The following is an 18,898-nucleotide window of genomic DNA, read 5'->3' as shown; positions in this document are numbered from 1 at the left end:
TAACCAAATAACCGACAGTCAGGTTAGGCTAACCTCATGTTTAATGGTGATTCTCGCGGCCGGATCGTCGTCGTGACCGGCGCGGCCGGGGGCATCGGCGCCGCGATCGCCGCGCGGTTCGCTGCCGAGGATCGGGTTGTCTCGCTGTGGGACCTCGATCCGGCCGTACACCGCACCGCCGCCGCGATCGCGCAGCGGTTCGATGCTGCCACCGCCCGTCGCGGCGCCGGAAGTGCCGCCGTGACAACGCTATCCGCGCCCGACGTGCACGGCGTCACCGTCGATCTCACCGACAGCGAAGCCGTGCGGGCGGCCTTCGACCAGCTCACGGCCGACTACGGTGCCGTCGAGGTGCTGGTGCACGCGGCGGGCGTGCTGGTCGGCGGCCCCGCGCTCGAACTCGACCCGTCGGACTGGGCGCGCTGCCTCAGCGTGAACGCCACCGCGACCATGCTGGTCACCCAGCGCGCCGCCGCCGACATGGTCGCCGCCGGAACCGGGGCGATCGTGGTGGTCTCCTCCAATGCCGCGTCCGCGCCCCGAGTCGGCATGGCCGCCTACGGCGCCGCCAAAGCCGCGGCGACCGCGTTCACCCGGTCGCTCGCCTTGCAGGTGGCGCCGCTCGGCGTCCGGGTCAACCTGGTCTCCCCCGGCTCCACCGACACAGCCATGTTGCGCGACATGTTCGGCGGCACCCCGCTGGACGACGCCGCCGAGACCGCGCTGCTCGACGGCGATCCCGCCGCCTACCGGCTGGGAATCCCGTTGCGGCGCATCGCCACTCCCGACGACATCGCGTCGGCCGTCCACTTCCTGGCGTCCGACGGCGCCCGCCACATCACCATGCACGACCTGCGGGTCGACGGTGGCGCAACGCTAGATATGTGACCGAGAGGATGATCCCCATCAGTACCGCCAGTTCAGACCCCGCTTTTGTGCTGTCCCGTCCGCAGCGGACCGTGTCCGCGAGCGCGGGCGGGACGGTTTTCCGCTCGGCACACGACGCGATCACCGCGCTGCGCAGTGGCCGGATCAGCCACATCGTCGGCGCACTCCCCTTCCGGCCCGGCGCACCGACAGCGTTGTGGGCACCGGAATCGGTGACGATCACCGACGCGCCCTACGAACCACGGAGACTCGAGCGCGAGTCGATGGCCGATTCGCAGCCGCTGCCGCAGTTCGCCTTCGACGCGGCGCTGCCCGCACCGGACGAACACCGCAGGCGCGTCGCCTCCGCGGTCGAGCTGCTGGCCGACCCCGCCCATCCCCTGCGGAAGGTCGTGCTGGCACGGGCGATTCGGGCCCGCTCGACGACTCCCGTTCGCGCGCTGGACATCCTCGACCTGATGGTCGCCTCGGACCCGATGTCGAACGGTTTCCTGGTCGACCTGTCCGCGGCGGGTGGCCGATATCCCGGCCGCCATCTCATCGGCTCCAGTCCGGAGATCCTGGTGCGCCGCGACGGGAACCGCGTCGTGAGCCATCCGCTGGCCGGTTCGGCCCGCCGGGTACTCGACGACGGCGACGCCGACCGGGTGGCCGCCGACACGCTGCTCGCCTCGACCAAGGACCTGGCCGAACACCGCTTCGTCACCGATCAGGTGTCGGCCGTGCTGCGTGACCGCTGCGCCGAAGTGCACACTCCCGCACCGGAACTCATGTCCACCCCGGCGATGTGGCACATCGGCACGCCGATCACCGCCGCTGTCCCGCCGGCGGGCCCGTCGGCACTCGAGCTCGCCGTAGCGCTGCACCCCACCCCGGCGATCTGCGGCACACCGACTGCGGCCGCGGCCCGTCTCATCGCCGAACTCGAGGGTGAACGCGGCTTCTACGCGGGCGCGGTCGGCTGGTGCGATGCCGACGGCAACGGCGAATGGATGGTGAGCATCCGCTGCGCCGAGCTGTCCGAGCGCGGCACCACGCTGCTCGCGCACGCGGGCGGCGGGATCGTCGCCGCCTCCGATCCGGCCGCCGAATTGGCCGAGACCACCGGCAAATTCCAGCGCATCCTCGCTCCGCTGGGGATCGCGGACCTGCCCGTCACCGTTGGCTGAGCCGACTTCCGTTCGAACGAAAGACCGTCATGCCTATCCCCCCGATCGCGCCCTATCCGATGCCGGGCGCCGACGAGTTCACCGCAGACCAGGTCGACTGGACTGCCGAACCAGGGCGTTGCGCCCTGCTGATCCACGATATGCAGCAGTACTTCCTCGACGCCTACGACCAGCACCGCGATCCCGCGCGCACCCTGATCGCCAACATCGCCCTGTTGCGCGACCGCTGCCACGAGCTCGACATCCCGGTGATCTACACGATGCAGCCCGGTAATCAGCACCCGTCGCGACGCGGCATTCTGGCCGACTTCTGGGGCAGCGGGATGGCCGAGGGCGCCGACACGCAGGTCATCAATGCCCTCGCGCCCGAACCACGCGACATTCAGGTGACCAAGTGGCGCTATTCGGCGTTCCAGCGCACCGACCTGCGTGAACTGCTCGGTTACTACCGGCGCGATCAGCTTCTGGTGACCGGCGTCTACACGCACATGGGCTGCATGCTCAGTGCCGCCGAGGCATTCATGGGTGATGTGCGGCCCTTCCTCGTCCACGACGCGACGGCGGATTTCAGCCGCGACGAGCATGTGATGGCGCTGAACTACGTCGCCCGGCGTTGCGGGGCGGTGGTCGGGACCTCGGAGCTGTTGCGTCAGCTGGATCCCGCTCAGGTCGAAGCGGACGCCTGACCCGTCGGCGGACGCTCCGCCATTCGAACCAAGACAAACCTGACTCGCCTCGCGCGGCTGCCGGACTCCTCCCGAGTCCGGCAGCCGCGTGGGTGGGTGGAGAACTTTGACGAAGGAGTTGCTGTGAGCTCGGTGGAACGGGACGACGTGAGCGCCGAACATCCCGGATTACCGCTCACCGGAGCGCAATTGGGCATCTGGAACGCGCAGCGTCTGGACCCCGAGTCGCTCAGCTATCTGGTCGGCGAGGTGCTCGAGATCTCGGGTACGGAGCCGGTGGACGTGCCGTTGCTGGACATCGCGATTCGCCGCACAATCGCCGACACCGACACGATGCGACTGCGTTTCAGCGAAACGCCCGAGGGTCCGCGCCAGCGGATCACCGACCTGGAACCGGAGCTGCGCCCACTCGTCGATCTGCGCGCCGAAGCCGACCCGGTCGCCGCGGCGCACCGGCTCGTCACCGCCGAACGCGAACGCGCCGCCACCTTTTGCCGTGACATGGTCGACCGGCAGCTCTACACCTACACACTGCTGCGCCTCACCGACAACGACGTGTGGTGCATCCAGCTCTATCACCACCTGATCATCGACGGCTACAGCGCGGCCATGGTGTCGCGCCGGGTCGCGGCCCACTACACCGCGCTGCGTCGCGGTACCGAAGCGCCGCGCCTGCGCTGGGGTTCGGTGGAGACACTCGTTGCCGAGGACCTGGAATACCGCGGGAGCCAGGCACATCGGCACGACCGCGAGTACTGGCGCGACCGGCTCACGCCGCTGCCGCCGCTGGACGGGCGCGGGCAGGCGCCCGAGGGCGTGGTCGAGCAGACTCACGAGGTACGCGCGGTCCTCGACGCCGACCTGATGGGGCGCGTCAAGACAGCGGCCACGGAAGCCGGTATCACGTGGGCCGATGTGCTCGTCGCCGGTTACGCGGGTTTCGTGCACCGGCTGCTCGGTGAGACCGATGTGGTCATCGCGCTGCCGGTGATGGCGCGCGTCGGCAAGACCGCCCTCACCACCCCGTCGATGGCGGTCAACGTCCTGCCGCTGCGAGTTTCGGTGTCCGGTCAGGACCGCCTGGGCGAGTTGGGCAAGCGGGTGGCCGACGCACTGCGAGAGATGCGCGCCCACCAGCGTTTTCGCGGTGAGGACCTGGCCCGCGAATTCGGTGGGGCACAGACCGGTGCCCTGCTGCACGGCATCGGCGTCAACCTCAAGGCCTTCGACTTCGCGCTCGACTTCGACGGCGCCACCGGCACCCTGCGCAATGTGGCCGGTGGGCCACCGGAAGACCTCGGTCTCACCGTCACCCCGCTGTCGGAGGACCGCGTCCAGCTCGGTTTCGAGGTCGACGCACGGTCACTGGACGCGGCCACTGTGCGGCGGCGGATGGACGCGCTGGTCACGCTGATCACTCAGCTGGTCGATGCCGACAAGCCGATCGGCGCGATCACCCTGTACCCGGCCGAGATCGCGGCCCACCTCGCCGTCGAGCGCGCCGGTGCGGCCCTGCCCGGTCGTCCCGACGACGTCGTCGAGGCCTTCGACCGCATGGTCGCGGCCCAGCCAGACGACATCGTCCTCGTCGACGGCAGCCACCGGCTCACCGCCGCGGAACTCGGCGCCCGCGTGCACCAGCTCGCGCGCTACCTGCGTGGCCGAGGCATCGGCCCCGAAGACATCGTCGGCATCGCCCTCCCCCGCTCGGTCGACCTGGTGATCGCCCTCCTGGCGGTCCAACACGCGGGCGCGGCCTTCCTGATGCTCGACATCAACCACCCCGCCCAGCGCCTGGCAGACATCATCGACGACGCCGACCCGGCCCTGATCTTGACGGACGACGTTGTCGCGAAAGCGGTCTTCGCGGACCGGCTCGCGACTGACGGGACCACGGACCGGACTTCCGGCGCGGAGGCGACATCGGCGGACGCTCCGTCCGTGACTGTCGACGTGGTGAACCGACGCGCCGCAGCGGGACTACTCCTGTTATCGGACGAGTCGATTCGAGCAGCTATCACCGGCCTGCCGAGCGGGCCGCTGTCGATCACCGAACTCGCCGCGCCTCGTTCAGCCGGACATCTCGCCTATGTCGTGTACACCTCGGGCTCCACCGGCAAGCCGAAGGGTGTGCAGATCTCGTGCGGCGCGATGGCTCAGCTGTTGCACCACCACCGGCGCACGGTCTACGCCGATACCGCCGCGCGAGTGGGCGGGCGGCAGCTGCATGTCGCGCACACCTATTCCTTCGCCTTCGACGCGGCCCTGGATCAGCTCTTGTGGCTGTGGTGCGGGCACCGGATCCATCTGTACGACACAGATATTCAGAAGGACGCGTCCGCACAGGTAGCGGCGTTGCGGGCCGACCGCATCGATGTCGTCGACACCACTCCCTCGATGGCTACCGCGCTGATCGACAACGGGTTGCTCGGCGACGCACATCGTCCGGAGCTGCTGCTGCTCGGCGGTGAGGCCACGCCGCCCGCGTTGTGGTCGGCCATCGTCGCGTCGAAGGTGTTCGGCCGCAACATGTACGGGCCGACCGAGGCCACCGTCGACGCGCTGAGCGCGCCGGTGACCGGCGCGGTGCCGCACGTCGGCGGACCGCTGGCGGGCACTCGTGCCTATCTGCTCGACGGCGCGTTGCAGCCGGTGCCCGACGGCGAGATCGGCGAGTTGTATTTGGCGGGGCCGCAATTGGCGCGCGGTTATCTCGGGCGCATGGTGGTGACGGCGGAGCGGTTCGTCGCCGATCCGTTCGCGTCCGGGGAACGCATGTACCGCACCGGTGACCGGGCACGCTGGCTCCCCGGTCACGGCTACGACTACCTCGGACGCGCCGATTCCCAGATCAAGGTGCGCGGCTACCGCGTGGAACTGGGCGAGGTCGAAGCCTCGCTCGGCGCGCTACCCGGTGTAGCCGCAGCGGCCGCCACCATCCGCAAGTCCGGCGACAGCACCCGACTGGTCGGCTACCTGGTCCCCGAGACCGGTCGCACCCTCGACGCCGACCAGCTCCGTCAGCTGCTGAGCACCCTGGCCCCCGACCACCTGGTCCCCTCGGCCCTGGTGATCCTCGCTTCACTGCCCACCACCGTCAACGGGAAACTGGACCGCGCGGCCCTCCCCGCACCCCAGCTGACCTCGACCGGCCGACCGCCCCGCACCGAGCAGGAGCGAGCACTGTGCGGAATCGTCGCCGAGGTCCTCGGTCTGGCGCAGGTGAGCGCGACCGACGATTTCTTCGGCCTCGGCGGCGACAGCATCACCGCGATCGGCGTGAGCAGCCGCCTGCGCGCCCTCGGCTGGGAAGTCCAACCGAAAACCCTCCTCGCCCAACGTGACCTGGCCACCATCGCCGCCACCGCCCAGATGGCGCAAACCCAGACCGGCACCGCTACCCCGGATGAGCCGACCGGCCCCGTCCCGATCCCACCCATGGTGGCGGCCCTCCTCGAGGCGAACGCGGACTCCGGCACCATCGCCGGCTACGCCCAGTGGACAGCGCTGACCCTCCACGAAGACCTGACAGTCGGCCACCTCACCACCGGCCTGCGAACCCTTCTCGACCGCCACGACGCCCTCCGCCTCGTCCTCGACCGGTCCGGCGGCGACACACGGCTCGAGGTCGCCGCCGTAGGCACGGTGCACGCATCCGACCTGGTCAGCGAGTTCGTTCTCGACCATGCGGACTCGGCACCGAGGCAGGGTGGGATGGCTGCGCTGATCGAGGCGGTGGCATCCGCGCTGGCGGCGGAATTGGTGCCCGCCGACGGTGTCCAGATTCGCGCCGCGCTGGTGCGCACCGCGGCCGGCGACGCCGACCGATTGGTGCTGGTAGCCAATCACCTGGTCGTAGACGGTGTTTCGTGGCGGATCCTGGTGCCCGAGTTATACGAAGTCTGCACGGCAGCGCGGGAAACACGTCCGGCGCGACTGCCCGCCAAGGGAAGTTCCTGGCGGCGGTACGCCACGCTGCTGGCCGAGTCCGGTGTTGCGGGCGAGTACCGCACGGAGCTGGCGCACTGGGAGCGCGCGCTCGGCGACGCGAGCGTCGCACCCCTCGGGGAAAGGGCACTCGATCCCGCTGTCGACCTGGCCGAGAGTGCCGAGCAGACAAGAACTTTCGCTACACCGGCGATCACCGAAGCCTTCCTCACGACACTGCCGACCGCCTACCGAGCGAAGACCGACGATGTATTGCTCGCGGCACTCATGCTCGCGCTCAACGCCTGGCGGCACGAGCGCGGCGAGGCGCTCGAGCCGGGCAGGCCGGTCGCCGTCGAGGGTCACGGGCGCGAAGCATTGCGTCCCGACACCGATTTCGCGGGTACCGTCGGCTGGTTCACCAGCGAGTTCCCGGTGTGGACGCCCGCGACCGGCATCGACGATCCCGCCGGACTCACCGAGGCTCTGTCCGGTGGTGCGACGGCCGGACGCCTGCTGCGCGCGGTCAAAGAGGCCAAGCGCGCTGTTCCCGGCAACGGCGTCGGCTACGGCGTGCTGCGCAGGTTCGACCCCGAGACCGCGCCGCGATTCGCCGGTCGCCGCGCACCGGAGGTGCTGCTCAACTACCTCGGCCGGTTCGGTGGCGGCGGGACTCCAGGTTGGAGCCTGCCCGAGCACGACGCGTTCGCGGTCATGGAACCATCGGAAAAGACACTCACCGAGGTGCTTTCGCTCAATGTCTTCGTCCACGAAGCCGCGCAGGCCGGTGCGCCGCGCCTGGCCGTGGAGTGGACAGCCGCGAGCCAGATTCTCGGCGCCGACCAGGTCGCGGAGATCCAGCGGCACTTCGAGCTCGCGCTGGAGGCGTTCGCCGCCCACGCGCGGCTGTATCCCGGCGGACTCACACCGTCGGACTGCCCCGGCGTGACCGTCGACCAGGACATCATCGACGCGCTCGAGGGCGCGCACGGCCCACTGGCCGAACTGCTCCCCCTCTCCCCCTTGCAAGAAGGGTTGCTGTTCCACGCGATTCGCGACGGCGCCGACGACGTCTACACCCTGAGCGCCCGCGTCGACCTGCACGGCCCACTGGACGGCCCACGATTGTCGGCGGCCTTCGACACCGTCGTCGGCAGACACCCGAGCATGGCCGCCGCCTTCCACTACGAGGACCTGGACCAGCCGGTGCAGGCGGTTCCACGCTCGGTCGGTATGCCCTGGCACGAGGTCGACCTCGCCGATCTGCCGCCGCGCACCGCGCGGGCCGCCGCCGACCGGCTCGAAGCCGAAGCGATCCGCCACCGATTCGCGGTCGACCGGTCACCGATGTTGCGCGCCGTGCTGATTCGCCTGCCCGGCGACACCCACCGCTTGGTCCTCAACACCCACCACCTGGTGATCGACGGCTGGTCGACCCCCATCGTGCTGCGCGAAGTACTGGCCACCTACCACGGCGACGAACTCCCCCCGGCCGCCTCGTACAGCGACTACCTGACCTGGCTCGGCACCCGCGACCACCAGGCCCTCCGCGACGCCTGGGCGCGGCGACTCGCCGGGCTCGAAGCGCCCACACTGGCGCGCGATCTGATCGCCGACGTTGCCCACAGCCACCGGGACCGCGAGACCCCGACGTGGCGGAACCTTGCGTCGCAGAAGCGTGAAGTGCGGCAGTGGCAGGTTCCGCTGACCGAGTCGCTGGCCACCGCACTAGCCGAGCTGGGCCGCCGACGCGGCCTCACGATGAACACCCTGGTGCAGGGCACGTGGGCGCTGGTGCTCGCCGCGCTCAGCGGCCGCACGGACGTCGTGTTCGGGGCCACTGTCTCCGGCCGCCCCGCCGAGCTTCCCGGTGTGGCAGGCATGGTCGGCCTGTTCGCCAACACAGTGCCCGTTCGCTGCTCCTTCACACCTGCGCGCCCACTGCTCGACCAGTGGGCCGACCTGCAGGAAAACCAGTTCGCCATGCAGGACTTCGACCACGCGAGCCTGGCGGAGATCGAACGGGTCGCTGGCCTCGGCACCCTCTTCGACACCCTGGTCGCCTTCGAGAACTTCCCCAACTCCGGCCCGGGACAACCGGACTCCCACGACCTCCGTCTCGGTGACTTCCACAACCACGGCAACACGCACTACCCGCTGACCCTGATCGCCCCGCCGGGCGACCACCTGGAGCTGGTGATCTGGTACGACCGCGCCGCCGTCCCCGAGTCCGTCCTCCCTCACATCGCCGACCGGATCACGGCGATCCTCACCGCCGCAGCCACCACTCCGGACACCGCTGCGAACCAGTTCCTCGACCCACTCACACCGGCCGTCGCCCAGGGACGAATCAGCGCACCGGAACCATCGGTCGCCGCACGTGACACCATCACGAGCGCGCTGAACGATGGGGAACAGTGCGCCGCAGCGCCGATCGTCGAGTCGCGCGCACTCCCCGACCCCTGCGGTACAACGCTGGCCGAATGGGGCATTCCTGTCGATCCAGCCGCTCCAGCGGTCACCGCCGAAGGTGTCACCATCGACTTCGGCGAATTCGATGCCAGGGCCAATCGCGTCGCACGGTGGCTCATCTCGCAAGGCGTCGGTCCCGAGACCGTGGTGGCCGTGGCCATGCCGCGCGCCGTCGATTCGGTCGTCGCGGCGCACGCGATCTGCCGAGCCGGTGGCGTCTATCTTCCGATCGATCCGGAGCAACCTGCGCAGCGCATCGAGAAGATCCTCGATACCGCTTCTCCCGCAATGGTTCTGCGCTCACTCGACCACGAGCGAGGCGGGTTCGCCGACACTCCGCTCACCGATGCGGACCGGCTCGCCCCGCTGCGCCCAGCCAACACCGCCTGCCTGCTCTTCACCTCCGGCTCCACCGGTGTGCCCAAGGGCGTCAGCCTGCCGCACGCGGCGATCATCTCCACCTTCGAATGGCTGCAGCGTGAGGTCCGGTTCGGTCCGGGCGACACCATGCTCTACCGCACCCCGCCGATCTTCGACGCCTCGCTCATGGAGATGTTCCTGCCGCTGCACGTCGGCGCCCGGATCGTGCTGACCCGCCCCGGCGGCCACCGCGACCCCTACTACCAGGCACAACTCATGAGCGCGGAGCGAGTCACGGCGATGTGGATGACGACCTCCATGCTCACCGTGCTCGCCGAAGAGGCCGAGCTCTCGGGATGCGCGGACCTTCGCTGCGTCCTCACCGGCGGTGAAGTGCTGCCACCGGCGACGGCACAGCGGATGCGCGCACTCACCGGTACCGCTGTGTACAACTTCTACGGTCCCACCGAGGCGGCGATCGGCTTCACCTTCCACGAGACCGTCGACGCCGACACCGCGTCGGTCCCGGTCGGCGCACCCGCCGACACCGTTCGCATCCTCGACGACCAACTGCACCCCGTCCCCGAGGGCGCTGTCGGTGAGCTCTACATGACCGGAGTGCGGTTGGCGCGCGGCTATCTTGCCCGCCCCGACCTGACCGCCGCGGCGTTCGTCGCCGACCCGTTCGGCAGCGGCGAAAGGATGTACCGCACAGGTGATCTGGTGAAACTGAACCCCGACGGCGAACTCGACTACATCGGCCGCACCGACAGCCAGGTGAAGTTGCGCGGCCAGCGCATCGAACTGGGCGATATCGAATCGGCTCTGCTCACGTGCCCCGGCGTGGCCCACGCGGTGGTGCAGCTGCGCGAGGACACACCGGGCGATCAGCGGCTGGTCGCCTACCTCATGGCGAAGTCCGGAATCACGCTCGACACAGTTGCGGTTCGCGACCAGCTCCGAATCAAGTTGCCCGCGTATATGATTCCCGCCGCCGTCGTCGTACTGGATCACATCCCTCGCACGGCGACGGAGAAGATCGATCGCCGGGCGCTCCCAGCGCCGGAGTCGCGCACCCCGGGCGGCGACAATGCGGCGCCCATCCACCGCTCGGCCCAGCTCGTCGACAGAACGCCCGACGAGAAGGTCGACACCATTCGCGCGGCAATGGCGGCTGTTCTCTCGGTCCCCGAAATCGACGCGGACGACGACTTCTTCGACAAGGGCGGCCACTCCCTGCTCGCCGTGCGGCTGGTCGGCCGACTCACCCGCGCGGACCTACCCGTGGTCCTCGACGACGTCTTCACCGCCTCGACCCCACGCGAGCTCGCAGCCCGCATCGGCGCGGCCGACCCAACCACCCCACCGAAGGACGGCCTCGCCGGCCTGGGCCGCCGCCTCGACCCGGTGCTGGAACTACGCACCGAGGGCTCGGTCCCACCGCTGTTCTGCGTCCACCAAATCGGCGGCACCGCATGGAAATACGCCCCCCTGGCGAGGCTGCTTCGGGCCGAACGACCCATCATCGGCCTGCAGATGCCCCACCTCACCGAGCCGACCACCCGGACCCGCACCCTCGACGACCTGGCGCGCTACTACCTGGCCGCCGTCCGCCGCATCCAACCGCACGGCCCGTACCACTTCCTGGGCTATTCGCTGGGCGGCAATCTCGCCCACGCCATGGCCGCCATCCTCGAAGCCGAGGGTGAGCAGGTCGCCTATGTGGGTCTGCTCGACTCGCACCCGCTGTCGAACCTGACCGAGCGGGCCGCCGCGACCCTGGCCGATCCCTCCGGCATGGCCGCACTCGTCCCCGAAATCGACGAGTACCCGGCCGAATTGGCAGCCGTGGTAATCCACGCCGCGACCGAACTGCTGCGCATGGTCACCGAGTCGGAGTCCCCCTCCTACAGCGGCCCGATGGCCCTGTACTGCGCGGACAACGGCCTCGAACCCGAGCGCGTGCACGCCCAGCTCACCGGCTGGCAGGCCGCGGGCGCCCAGCTGGTGGTCCGGCGACTGCCCTACACCCACAACGAGATCGCGATGCCGACCGGCTGGATCGAGGTCGCCGCGCTCATCGACGCGGATCCCGCGATCCGCACCTGAACTTCCACCTGGATAGAAAGAAGGAACAACTCCTATGTCAGCGCACCGAATGACGGCCCGCATGCGCGCCGCCGTCGCACTCCTGATCGTCGCGGTGACCGCGACGGCAGTGGGCTGCGGCACCTCCACCTCCGAAGGATCGACCGACACCGGCACCCGCCAGGTGGAAACCGCCAAGGGCCAGATCACCGTGCCCGCCGACCCACAGCGCATCGTGGTGCTCAACGGCGCTCTCGCCGGATTCCTCTACGACCTGGACGCGAACGTGCAGGCCGCGGATCCGCGCATCCTCGGCGTCACCCTCGCACCCGGCGAGTTCCCCCCGTCCTGGGCCGCCGACGCGAAAGAGCAAGGCACCGAAGCGGTGCCCTCCGGCGACGACCTCAACCTGGAGTTCATCGCCGCCCAGCGGCCGGACCTCATCATCGGAGGAGGCCCTGGCTTCCCCGGTTTGCAGACCATCAAGAACTACGACAAGCTCAGCGCCGTCGCACCGACCGCCCTCGTCCCCTCGGATCTCGCCAACTGGCAGGACCAGCTGAAGACGGTGGCCGACTTCGTGAACCGCCCCGACAAGGTCGAGCCCATGATCACCGCCTACAAGGACCGGGTCGCGGAGGTGAAGGCCGAGCTGAAGATCCCCCAGGGCGCGACCTCGGTGATGCAGTCCCAGGCCGACGGCAAGCCCATCCTGCTCGCCCCCGGCACCCCACTGTCCAACCTCCTCGCCGACGTCGGGTTCACCATCGACGACAAGATCGAGGCCAAGGCGGGCAACCCTCCCCGCACCCAGGCAGGCGACTGGGTCACCTTCAGCCCCGAACTCCTGAGCACCGTCGCCGACGCCCCCGTCCTGTTCGTCATCCTGCTCGACGGCGGCCGCAACATCCCCGCCCTGAAACAGGACCCCGCCCTGGCCATGCTCCCCGCATTCCAGAAGAACCAGGTCTACGAACTGCCCGCAGCCAGCAAGCGCCCGGACTACCGCCAGTCCATGGCAACCCTCGACCTACTGGCCGACACCTTCAAGTAGTCACGTAACGAGACAGGCCCCGCCGTGAAATACCGGCGGGGCCTGTCTCGTGTATCGCTTGTCTTACAGCGCCTTCAGTTCCTCGGTGACCGCACCGACGGACTTCTTGGCGTCGCCGAACAACATGGAGGTGTGGTCGGCGTAGAACAGCGGGTTGTCGATGCCGGCGAAGCCGGAGTTCATCGAGCGCTTGAGCACGATGACGCTCTTGGCCTGGTCGACGTTGAGGACCGGCATACCGTAGATCGGGCTGGACGGGTCCTCACGGGCGGCGGGGTTGGTGACGTCGTTGGCGCCGATCACCAGGACCACATCGGTGCGGTTGAACTCACCGTTGATGTCGTCCATTTCCTTCATCGCGTCGTAGGAGACCTCCGCCTCGGCCAGCAGCACGTTCATGTGCCCGGGCATACGACCGGCGACGGGGTGGATCGCGTACTTGACCTCGACACCCTTGCCTTCCAGCAGCGACGCCATCTCCTTGACCGCGTGCTGGGCCTGGGCCACGGCCATACCGTAGCCGGGGACCACGATGACCTGGTTGGCGTAGGCCATCTGGATCGCGGCATCGGCGGCGGAAGTGGCCTTGGCCGTCTTGGCCTCACCACCGGCACCGGAGGCCACCGCGCCACCGCCACCGAAACCACCGGCGACGATCGCGGGGATCGACCGGTTCATGGCCTTGGCCATCAGGTTGGTGAGGATGGTGCCGGACGCGCCGACGATCATGCCCGCCACGATCATCGCGGTGTTGTTCAGCGCCAGGCCTGCGGCCGCGGCCGACAGACCGGTCAGGGCGTTGAGCAGCGAGATGACGACCGGCATGTCGGCACCACCGATGGGCAGCACGACCATCAGGCCGAGCACACCGGCCAGCACCAGCAGCGCGATCATCCAGAGCTGCGACACGCCACCGTCGTTGGCACCGAGGCCGATCACCACGGCACACACGATGGAACCGAGCAGCAACAGCAGGTTCAGCGGCTGCTGCAGCTTGCCGATGCCGATCGGCTTGCCGGACAGGATCTCCTGCAGTTTGGCGAAGGCGACGATCGAGCCCCAGAAGGAGATCGAGCCGATCACCGCGGCGAACAGCGAACCGATGATGATGTGGATGGTCGGTTCGTCGTGCAGCGCGGAAAAGCCCGAGCTGTCGATGAATTCGGCCCACGCGATGAGCGCGACGGTGCCACCACCCACGCCGTTGAACGCCGCGACCAGCTGCGGCATCTCGGTCATCTTGGTGCGCACGGCGGGCGGAACACCCAGTGCCACACCGACGATCAGGCCACCGGCGATCAGGATCCAGTTCAGCATCGCGGTGTGCCGGATCGAAATCAGCGTGGCGATCACGGCGATCGCCATACCGACGGCGGCGATCTGGTTGCCGCGCACGGCGGTCTTGGGACCGGTGAGCCCCATCAGGCCGTAGATGAACATGGCGAAGGCCACGATGTAGAGGCCGTTGACCAGGTAGGTCATGTTGTCGACTGCGTGCATCACTCGGCCGCCTTCTTCTTACCCTTGAACATGCCGAGCATGCGGTCGGTGACCACGAAGCCACCGATGACGTTCAGCGTTCCGAACACGACGGCGACGAACAGGATCACCTGGACCAGCAGGGAGGGATCTTGCACGTTGCCCAGCGTCACCAGCGCACCGAGCACGACGATGCCGTGAATGGCGTTGGTGCCCGACATCAGCGGGGTGTGCAGGGTGTTGGGGACCTTGGAGATCACCGCGAAGCCGACGAAGCCGGACAGCACGAGAATGGCGATATTGGCGAGAAGTTCGGTGTACATCAGGCTTCCACGCTCGATTCATTCTTGTCGCTGCGCTCACGAGTGACGCAGGAATCGGCCAGCACCTGATCGCTGAAATCGGGCGCGAGCTTGCCGTCGGCCAGCATCAGTTCCAGCAGCGCGGCGATGTTCTTGGAGTACAGCTCCGAAGCGTGCTCGGGCATGGTGGCGGGCAGGTTCAGCGGCGAGGCGATGGTCACCTCGTGCTTGACGACGATCTCGCCCGGCTCGGTGAGCTCACAGTTGCCACCGGTCTCACCGGCCAGGTCGACGATCACGCTGCCGGGCTTCATCCCCTCCACCGCGGCCGCTGTCACCAGGCGCGGCGCCGGGCGGCCCGGCACGAGCGCGGTCGTGATGACCACGTCGAAACCCTTGATGGCGTCTTCCAGCGCCTGCTGCTGCTTGGCCTTCTCCTCCTCGGTGAGCTCGCGGGCGTACCCGCCCTCACCGGCGGCGTCGATACCCAGGTCGAGCCACTGCGCACCGACCGAACGCACCTGGTCGGCAACCTCGGGACGCACGTCGTAACCGGTGGTGCGACCACCGAGACGCTTGGCGGTGGCCAGCGCCTGCAGACCCGCCACACCCACACCGAGCACCAGCACGGTCGCCGGTTTCACGGTGCCCGCGGCGGTCGTCAGCATCGGGAAGAACCGGGTCGACTCCGAGGCGGCGAGCAGCACAGCCTTGTACCCGGCGACGTTGGCCTGCGAGGACAGCGCGTCCATCACCTGCGCACGCGAGATACGCGGAATCGCCTCCACCGCGAACGCCTGCACACCGGCCGCCTTCAGCGCACCGATCTGGTTCTCCGCGTTGCGGGGCGCGAGGAAGCCGATCAGCGTCTGCCCGGAGGACAGCTTGGCCACCTCGGCATCGCTCGGCGGCGCCACCTTCACCACGACATCGGCCGACCACGGATCGCCGATCGTCGCACCGGCCTCTACATAGGCCGCGTCGGGAATGAGCGCGCCGAGGCCCGCACCGGCTTCCACGATCACCTCGACACCCTGCTTGGACAGGGTGGGGATGATCTTGGGTACCAGGGCGACTCGCCGCTCACCCACGCCGGACTCGCGAACGACTCCGACACGCGCGCCGCGCGGCGAAACCTCGCCAACGTTTTGCGTTGTCTCCACTAGTCAGACTTCCTTTTCGTGCTGGCTTCGAGCCTGGGAACAACGGTTCAGCCGACGTTACTGGTCAGTAAGTTCAACTGAAATCCTCGCAACTGTACTCGGCTCGCGGTGAGCCTAGCGGAGATGCCCGTCACAGCGGAGAATTGGACTCTTGACCACAAAACGGACAGAGCGAACCTGTTTCCGCAGCGACAGCCACTTACTCGGCCCGCCGGGCGCCGGGTGGCGCCTGACTACACATTCGTAGCCGCAGGTAGGCAAGGACAAGAACGCACAAGCAGGTCCGATACTTACCTGCACGTGAGAGTGCGGGTAGGACGGCCGACCACCGAGCGGGACGTGACGTGTGTCATGCAAGGACTGTTGCGTCTCGAGGGCCACACCGTAGGGTTCACGGTGTGAACGACTGCGTCTTCTGTCGGATCGTGGCCGGTGCCGCGCCTGCGACCAAGGTCTACGAGGACGACGCCGTCTGCGCGTTCCTCGACATCCGGCCCATCACGCGAGGCCACACCCTTGTGGTTCCCAAGACCCACGCCACCGAACTCGACGACCTCGATCCCGATCTCGGCGCGCGGGTCTTCCGCGTGGGTCATCGCCTGGCCCGCGCCCTGCGCCGCAGCGGGCTGGCCAGCGACGGCGCCAATCTCGCGATCAACGACGGCACCGCGGCCTTCCAGACCGTCGGCCATGTGCACCTGCACGTGGTGCCGCGCAAGCACGGTGACAAACTCGGTTTCGCCAAGGGGTTCCTGCTGCGACGTCCGCACGAACCCACCTCGACGGCGGCGGCGATCCGCGCGGGCATCGACGCGCTCGACGCCGAGGCGAACACGCCGGGGCGGCAACCGGATCAGCCGGGCACGTCGAGCGAAGCAGAAGGAGTACAGGGATGACCGAACCGACACCGCCGCGTGAACTGCTCACCGATCTGCTCGCCCAGCAGTGGGAGACCATCGCCACCTTGGTCGCCGACCTCGACGAAAAGGCCTGGCGCCGACCGTCCCCCCTGCCCGGCTGGACGCTGTTCGATGTGGTCGCGCATGTGATCGGTACCGAATCGTGGTTGCTCGGGCGCACTCCGCCCGCCCACGATCCGTTGCGCCCCAAGACCGATGTGCGCACGCTGCCGCACGTACGCAACGAGGTCGCCGTGCTCAACGAGATCTGGGTCGACCGGTTGCGGCCGCTGTCGGGCAAACGGCTGCTCGCGCTGTTCGACGAGGTCACCGAGCTGCGCCGGGCCGCCCTTGCCGCCATGACCGACGAGGAGTGGGAGGCGCCGACGGTGTCGCCGGTCGGACAGGTGGCCTACGGCCGGTTCATGCGGGTGCGCCTGTTCGACTGCTGGATGCACGAGCTCGATCTCGCCGACGGGATCGGGCGCAGTGTCGACGAGGGCGGTGCGCGCGCGGAGGCGGCGTTCACCGAACTCACGCTCGGGCTCGGGCGCGCGGTGGTGAAAGGCGCCAAGGCGCCGGATGGTGCACGGATCACACTCGACCTCACCGGCCCGGTCACCCGGCAGGTGCACCTCGCGGTGGAGGGCGGGCGCGGTTCGGTGCTCGACGAAGCCGACGGGGAGCCGACAACCGTGATCCGTTTGGACTCGGGACTTTTCGCGCGTCTGCGTGGTGGCAGGCAGTCGGCGGCGACGCACCCGGGGAAGGTGGTCGTCGAAGGCGATGCCGCCCTCGGCGACCGGCTCGTCCAGAATCTGGCCTTCACCATCTGATGCGGCTGTTCCTGGCCTCCTACCGATTCGGCGGTTTCGCCGAGCGGCTCGCCACGCTGGCGGGCGGCAAGGGCAAGGTCGCGGTGCTTCCGAACGCGTGTGACGCCTGGCCCGCCGCGTGGGCGTCGGCGGTCGCCAGCGACATGGAACCCCTACGCAGGCAGGGCTATTCGCCCGAGGTGCTGGATCTGCGCGACTACGTCGGGCAGCCCGCGCAACTGGAGCGTCGGTTGCGCGAGTACTCGATGGTGTGGGTGCGCGGCGGCAACACCTTCGTGCTGCGTGCCCAATTCGCCCGCAGCGGAGCAGATTCGGTGCTGCCCGCGCTGCTGCGCGAGGACGCCTTGACCTACGCGGGGTACAGCGCGGGCGCCTGCCTGCTCGCGCCCGATCTGCACGGGCTGGAGACGATGGACGACCCGGGCGAGGTGTTACCCGCCACCGGGGCCGCGCCGCGATGGGACGGGCTCGGACTGGTGGATCGGCAGCTGGTCGTGCACCTGGACTCGGCCACCGATCCGGAGGGGGAATCGGCGAAAATGCTTGCGCGCTACCAGGCAGAAGGCGTCCCGCACTGGGCGCTCACCGATGACGATGTCGTCGTGGTCGACGGCGAGCACACCGAGGTGCTGCGCGGGTCGGGCTGAGGGCCTCAGCGTGCGGTGTCGGCCGCGGCCAGGTCGGGTGCCGGTGTCCGTTTGCGGAATACGATCCAGCGCATCGCGCAGTACATGTACACGGCCTCGCAGCCACCGGCCAGCAACCGCGCCACGTGGTACTGCACGCCGAGCGCGGTGAGACCCGAGCCGACTCCGAGAATGAACGCCAGGTAGTTCACCACGACAACAACCACATACACCGCCGCCTGCTTGCCCATCGGGGCGTGCGAGTGGAAGTTGAAGGTGCGATTCAGCAGGAAGCTCAGGCCGAACGCGACGATATAGGCGCACGTGATGGACAACCACACCGGCAGATCGAAACCGTCGTGCAGCAGGGTGAGCAGCAGCAGATCGACGCCGAAGGTGAAGCTGTTGATGAGGGCGAAGCCGAGGAAAGTGGCGGGCACGTACCGGTCGAGTCCCCACGGCAACCGGGCGACAACACCCTCGCACCAGCGGGTGAACCGGTCGGCGGCCGAATCGGTGACACTCGCCTGCTGCTCCACCCGGCCAGCCTGCCAGCGGCACATGACATCGAGGTGAGCAACGGGCGAACGCCCTGAGCGCTAGCGGCCGACGGCCACGACCGGGCCGCGTTCGAGCGCCGCCCACTCGGCGAGGCAACGGCGGCGGGTGAATTCGTCGGCCTCGGCCAGCAGCGCGTCACGCAGTACCCGCGGGTCGGCGGCCCACGAGCTCGCGATCTCGGCGAGCGCGCGCAGATCGAACAGGCCCGTCGACTCGAGCGCCGTCATCCAGTCGTCGTGGTCGCCCGCGTACACGCGACGCATCGCGTCGGCCTCGATATCGGCGCCCAGCAGCGCGCCGACCAGCTCGGCCCGGTCCCGAGGTTCCCTCATCATCCGATCCTCCCTGCGAAAAACGGTGCGGCACAACGACATCGCGTACGCGATGC

At 68.7% G+C, this 18,898-nt stretch carries 13 protein-coding genes; 8 read left to right on the top strand and 5 right to left on the bottom strand.

Annotation, left to right across the window (positions count from 1 at the left end; all coding sequences use genetic code 11):
• Positions 1 to 36 precede the first annotated feature (36 nt).
• The 5 genes from AB0I35_RS09890 (at position 37) to AB0I35_RS09870 (ending at position 12,644) form a co-directional block, all read left to right on the top strand.
• Positions 37 to 888, top strand: coding sequence for an SDR family oxidoreductase (locus AB0I35_RS09890; protein ID WP_357395401.1), 852 nt, complete (start codon positions 37 to 39; stop codon positions 886 to 888).
• Positions 885 to 2,057 carry a chorismate-binding protein gene (locus AB0I35_RS09885; protein ID WP_357395400.1) on the top strand — a complete coding sequence of 391 codons (1,173 nt, stop codon included), beginning with the start codon at positions 885 to 887 and terminating at the stop codon, positions 2,055 to 2,057. Before AB0I35_RS09890 ends, AB0I35_RS09885 begins: the two co-directional genes overlap by 4 nt.
• A 29-nt stretch (positions 2,058 to 2,086) precedes the next feature.
• Complete coding sequence (locus AB0I35_RS09880) at positions 2,087 to 2,743, top strand: isochorismatase family protein (protein WP_357395399.1); 657 nt, start codon at positions 2,087 to 2,089, stop codon at positions 2,741 to 2,743.
• Positions 2,744 to 2,866: 123 nt separating this feature from the next.
• Entirely contained in the window at positions 2,867 to 11,611 is an 8,745-nt protein-coding gene (locus tag AB0I35_RS09875) for an amino acid adenylation domain-containing protein (protein ID WP_357395398.1), read from the top strand.
• Positions 11,612 to 11,645: 34 nt separating this feature from the next.
• The gene (locus AB0I35_RS09870) at positions 11,646 to 12,644 is read left to right on the top strand and encodes an ABC transporter substrate-binding protein (protein WP_357395396.1); all 999 of its coding nucleotides are present in this window, start codon (positions 11,646 to 11,648) and stop codon (positions 12,642 to 12,644) included.
• A gap of 63 nt (positions 12,645 to 12,707) precedes the next feature.
• On the opposite strand, the gene AB0I35_RS09865 is transcribed toward AB0I35_RS09870, so the two are convergent.
• The 3 genes from AB0I35_RS09865 to AB0I35_RS09855 are packed head-to-tail and all read right to left on the bottom strand — an operon-like array spanning position 12,708 to position 15,588.
• Positions 12,708 to 14,126, bottom strand: a complete 1,419-nt coding sequence (locus AB0I35_RS09865) for an NAD(P)(+) transhydrogenase (Re/Si-specific) subunit beta (RefSeq protein WP_357395474.1) — start codon at positions 14,124 to 14,126, stop codon at positions 12,708 to 12,710.
• 17 nt (positions 14,127 to 14,143) lie between these two features.
• Positions 14,144 to 14,446 carry an NAD(P) transhydrogenase subunit alpha gene (locus AB0I35_RS09860; RefSeq protein WP_062984380.1) on the bottom strand — a complete coding sequence of 101 codons (303 nt, stop codon included), beginning with the start codon at positions 14,444 to 14,446 and terminating at the stop codon, positions 14,144 to 14,146.
• Complete coding sequence (locus AB0I35_RS09855) at positions 14,446 to 15,588, bottom strand: Re/Si-specific NAD(P)(+) transhydrogenase subunit alpha (RefSeq protein ID WP_357395395.1); 1,143 nt, start codon at positions 15,586 to 15,588, stop codon at positions 14,446 to 14,448. The genes AB0I35_RS09860 and AB0I35_RS09855 overlap by 1 nt, the downstream gene beginning before the upstream one ends.
• Before the next feature lie 398 nt (positions 15,589 to 15,986).
• On the opposite strand from AB0I35_RS09855, the gene AB0I35_RS09850 reads away from it, so the two are divergent.
• Genes AB0I35_RS09850 through AB0I35_RS09840 form a run of 3 tightly spaced genes read left to right on the top strand, consistent with a single transcriptional unit; the run spans position 15,987 to position 17,970 of the window.
• Entirely contained in the window at positions 15,987 to 16,484 is a 498-nt protein-coding gene (locus tag AB0I35_RS09850) for an HIT family protein (RefSeq protein ID WP_357395394.1), read from the top strand.
• Positions 16,481 to 17,323 carry a maleylpyruvate isomerase family mycothiol-dependent enzyme gene (locus tag AB0I35_RS09845; protein ID WP_357395393.1) on the top strand — a complete coding sequence of 281 codons (843 nt, stop codon included), beginning with the start codon at positions 16,481 to 16,483 and terminating at the stop codon, positions 17,321 to 17,323. Before AB0I35_RS09850 ends, AB0I35_RS09845 begins: the two co-directional genes overlap by 4 nt.
• Entirely contained in the window at positions 17,323 to 17,970 is a 648-nt protein-coding gene (locus AB0I35_RS09840) for a Type 1 glutamine amidotransferase-like domain-containing protein (protein ID WP_357395392.1), read from the top strand. The genes AB0I35_RS09845 and AB0I35_RS09840 overlap by 1 nt, the downstream gene beginning before the upstream one ends.
• Positions 17,971 to 17,975: 5 nt before the next feature.
• Here AB0I35_RS09840 and AB0I35_RS09835 read toward each other — a convergent pair whose 3' ends face one another.
• Together AB0I35_RS09835 and AB0I35_RS09830 are read right to left on the bottom strand one after the other, a co-directional pair.
• Positions 17,976 to 18,512 carry a GtrA family protein gene (locus tag AB0I35_RS09835; RefSeq protein ID WP_357395391.1) on the bottom strand — a complete coding sequence of 179 codons (537 nt, stop codon included), beginning with the start codon at positions 18,510 to 18,512 and terminating at the stop codon, positions 17,976 to 17,978.
• A 36-nt stretch (positions 18,513 to 18,548) separates the two neighbouring features.
• The gene (locus tag AB0I35_RS09830) at positions 18,549 to 18,845 is read right to left on the bottom strand and encodes a hypothetical protein (RefSeq protein ID WP_357395389.1); all 297 of its coding nucleotides are present in this window, start codon (positions 18,843 to 18,845) and stop codon (positions 18,549 to 18,551) included.
• Between the last annotated feature and the right edge of the window lie 53 nt (positions 18,846 to 18,898).

This window comes from Nocardia sp. NPDC050378 (assembly GCF_040655675.1).
Taxonomy (GTDB): domain Bacteria; phylum Actinomycetota; class Actinomycetes; order Mycobacteriales; family Mycobacteriaceae; genus Nocardia; species Nocardia coubleae.
The sequence above is the reverse complement of the archived record's forward strand: the minus strand, read 5'-3'. Positions and strand labels throughout refer to the sequence as shown.

Bases quoted from the DNA above. Each gene is read 5' to 3' on its own strand.
- AB0I35_RS09870 (WP_357395396.1), top strand. From the start codon at position 11,646: ATGTCAGCGCACCGAATGACGGCCCGCATGCGCGCCGCCGTCGCACTC.
- AB0I35_RS09830 (WP_357395389.1), bottom strand. From the start codon at position 18,845: ATGATGAGGGAACCTCGGGACCGGGCCGAGCTGGTCGGCGCGCTGCTG.
- AB0I35_RS09865 (WP_357395474.1), bottom strand. From the start codon at position 14,126: ATGACCTACCTGGTCAACGGCCTCTACATCGTGGCCTTCGCCATGTTC.
- AB0I35_RS09860 (WP_062984380.1), bottom strand. From the start codon at position 14,446: ATGTACACCGAACTTCTCGCCAATATCGCCATTCTCGTGCTGTCCGGC.
- AB0I35_RS09845 (WP_357395393.1), top strand. From the start codon at position 16,481: ATGACCGAACCGACACCGCCGCGTGAACTGCTCACCGATCTGCTCGCC.
- AB0I35_RS09835 (WP_357395391.1), bottom strand. From the start codon at position 18,512: ATGTGCCGCTGGCAGGCTGGCCGGGTGGAGCAGCAGGCGAGTGTCACC.
- AB0I35_RS09890 (WP_357395401.1), top strand. From the start codon at position 37: ATGTTTAATGGTGATTCTCGCGGCCGGATCGTCGTCGTGACCGGCGCG.
- AB0I35_RS09840 (WP_357395392.1), top strand. From the start codon at position 17,323: ATGCGGCTGTTCCTGGCCTCCTACCGATTCGGCGGTTTCGCCGAGCGG.
- AB0I35_RS09880 (WP_357395399.1), top strand. From the start codon at position 2,087: ATGCCTATCCCCCCGATCGCGCCCTATCCGATGCCGGGCGCCGACGAG.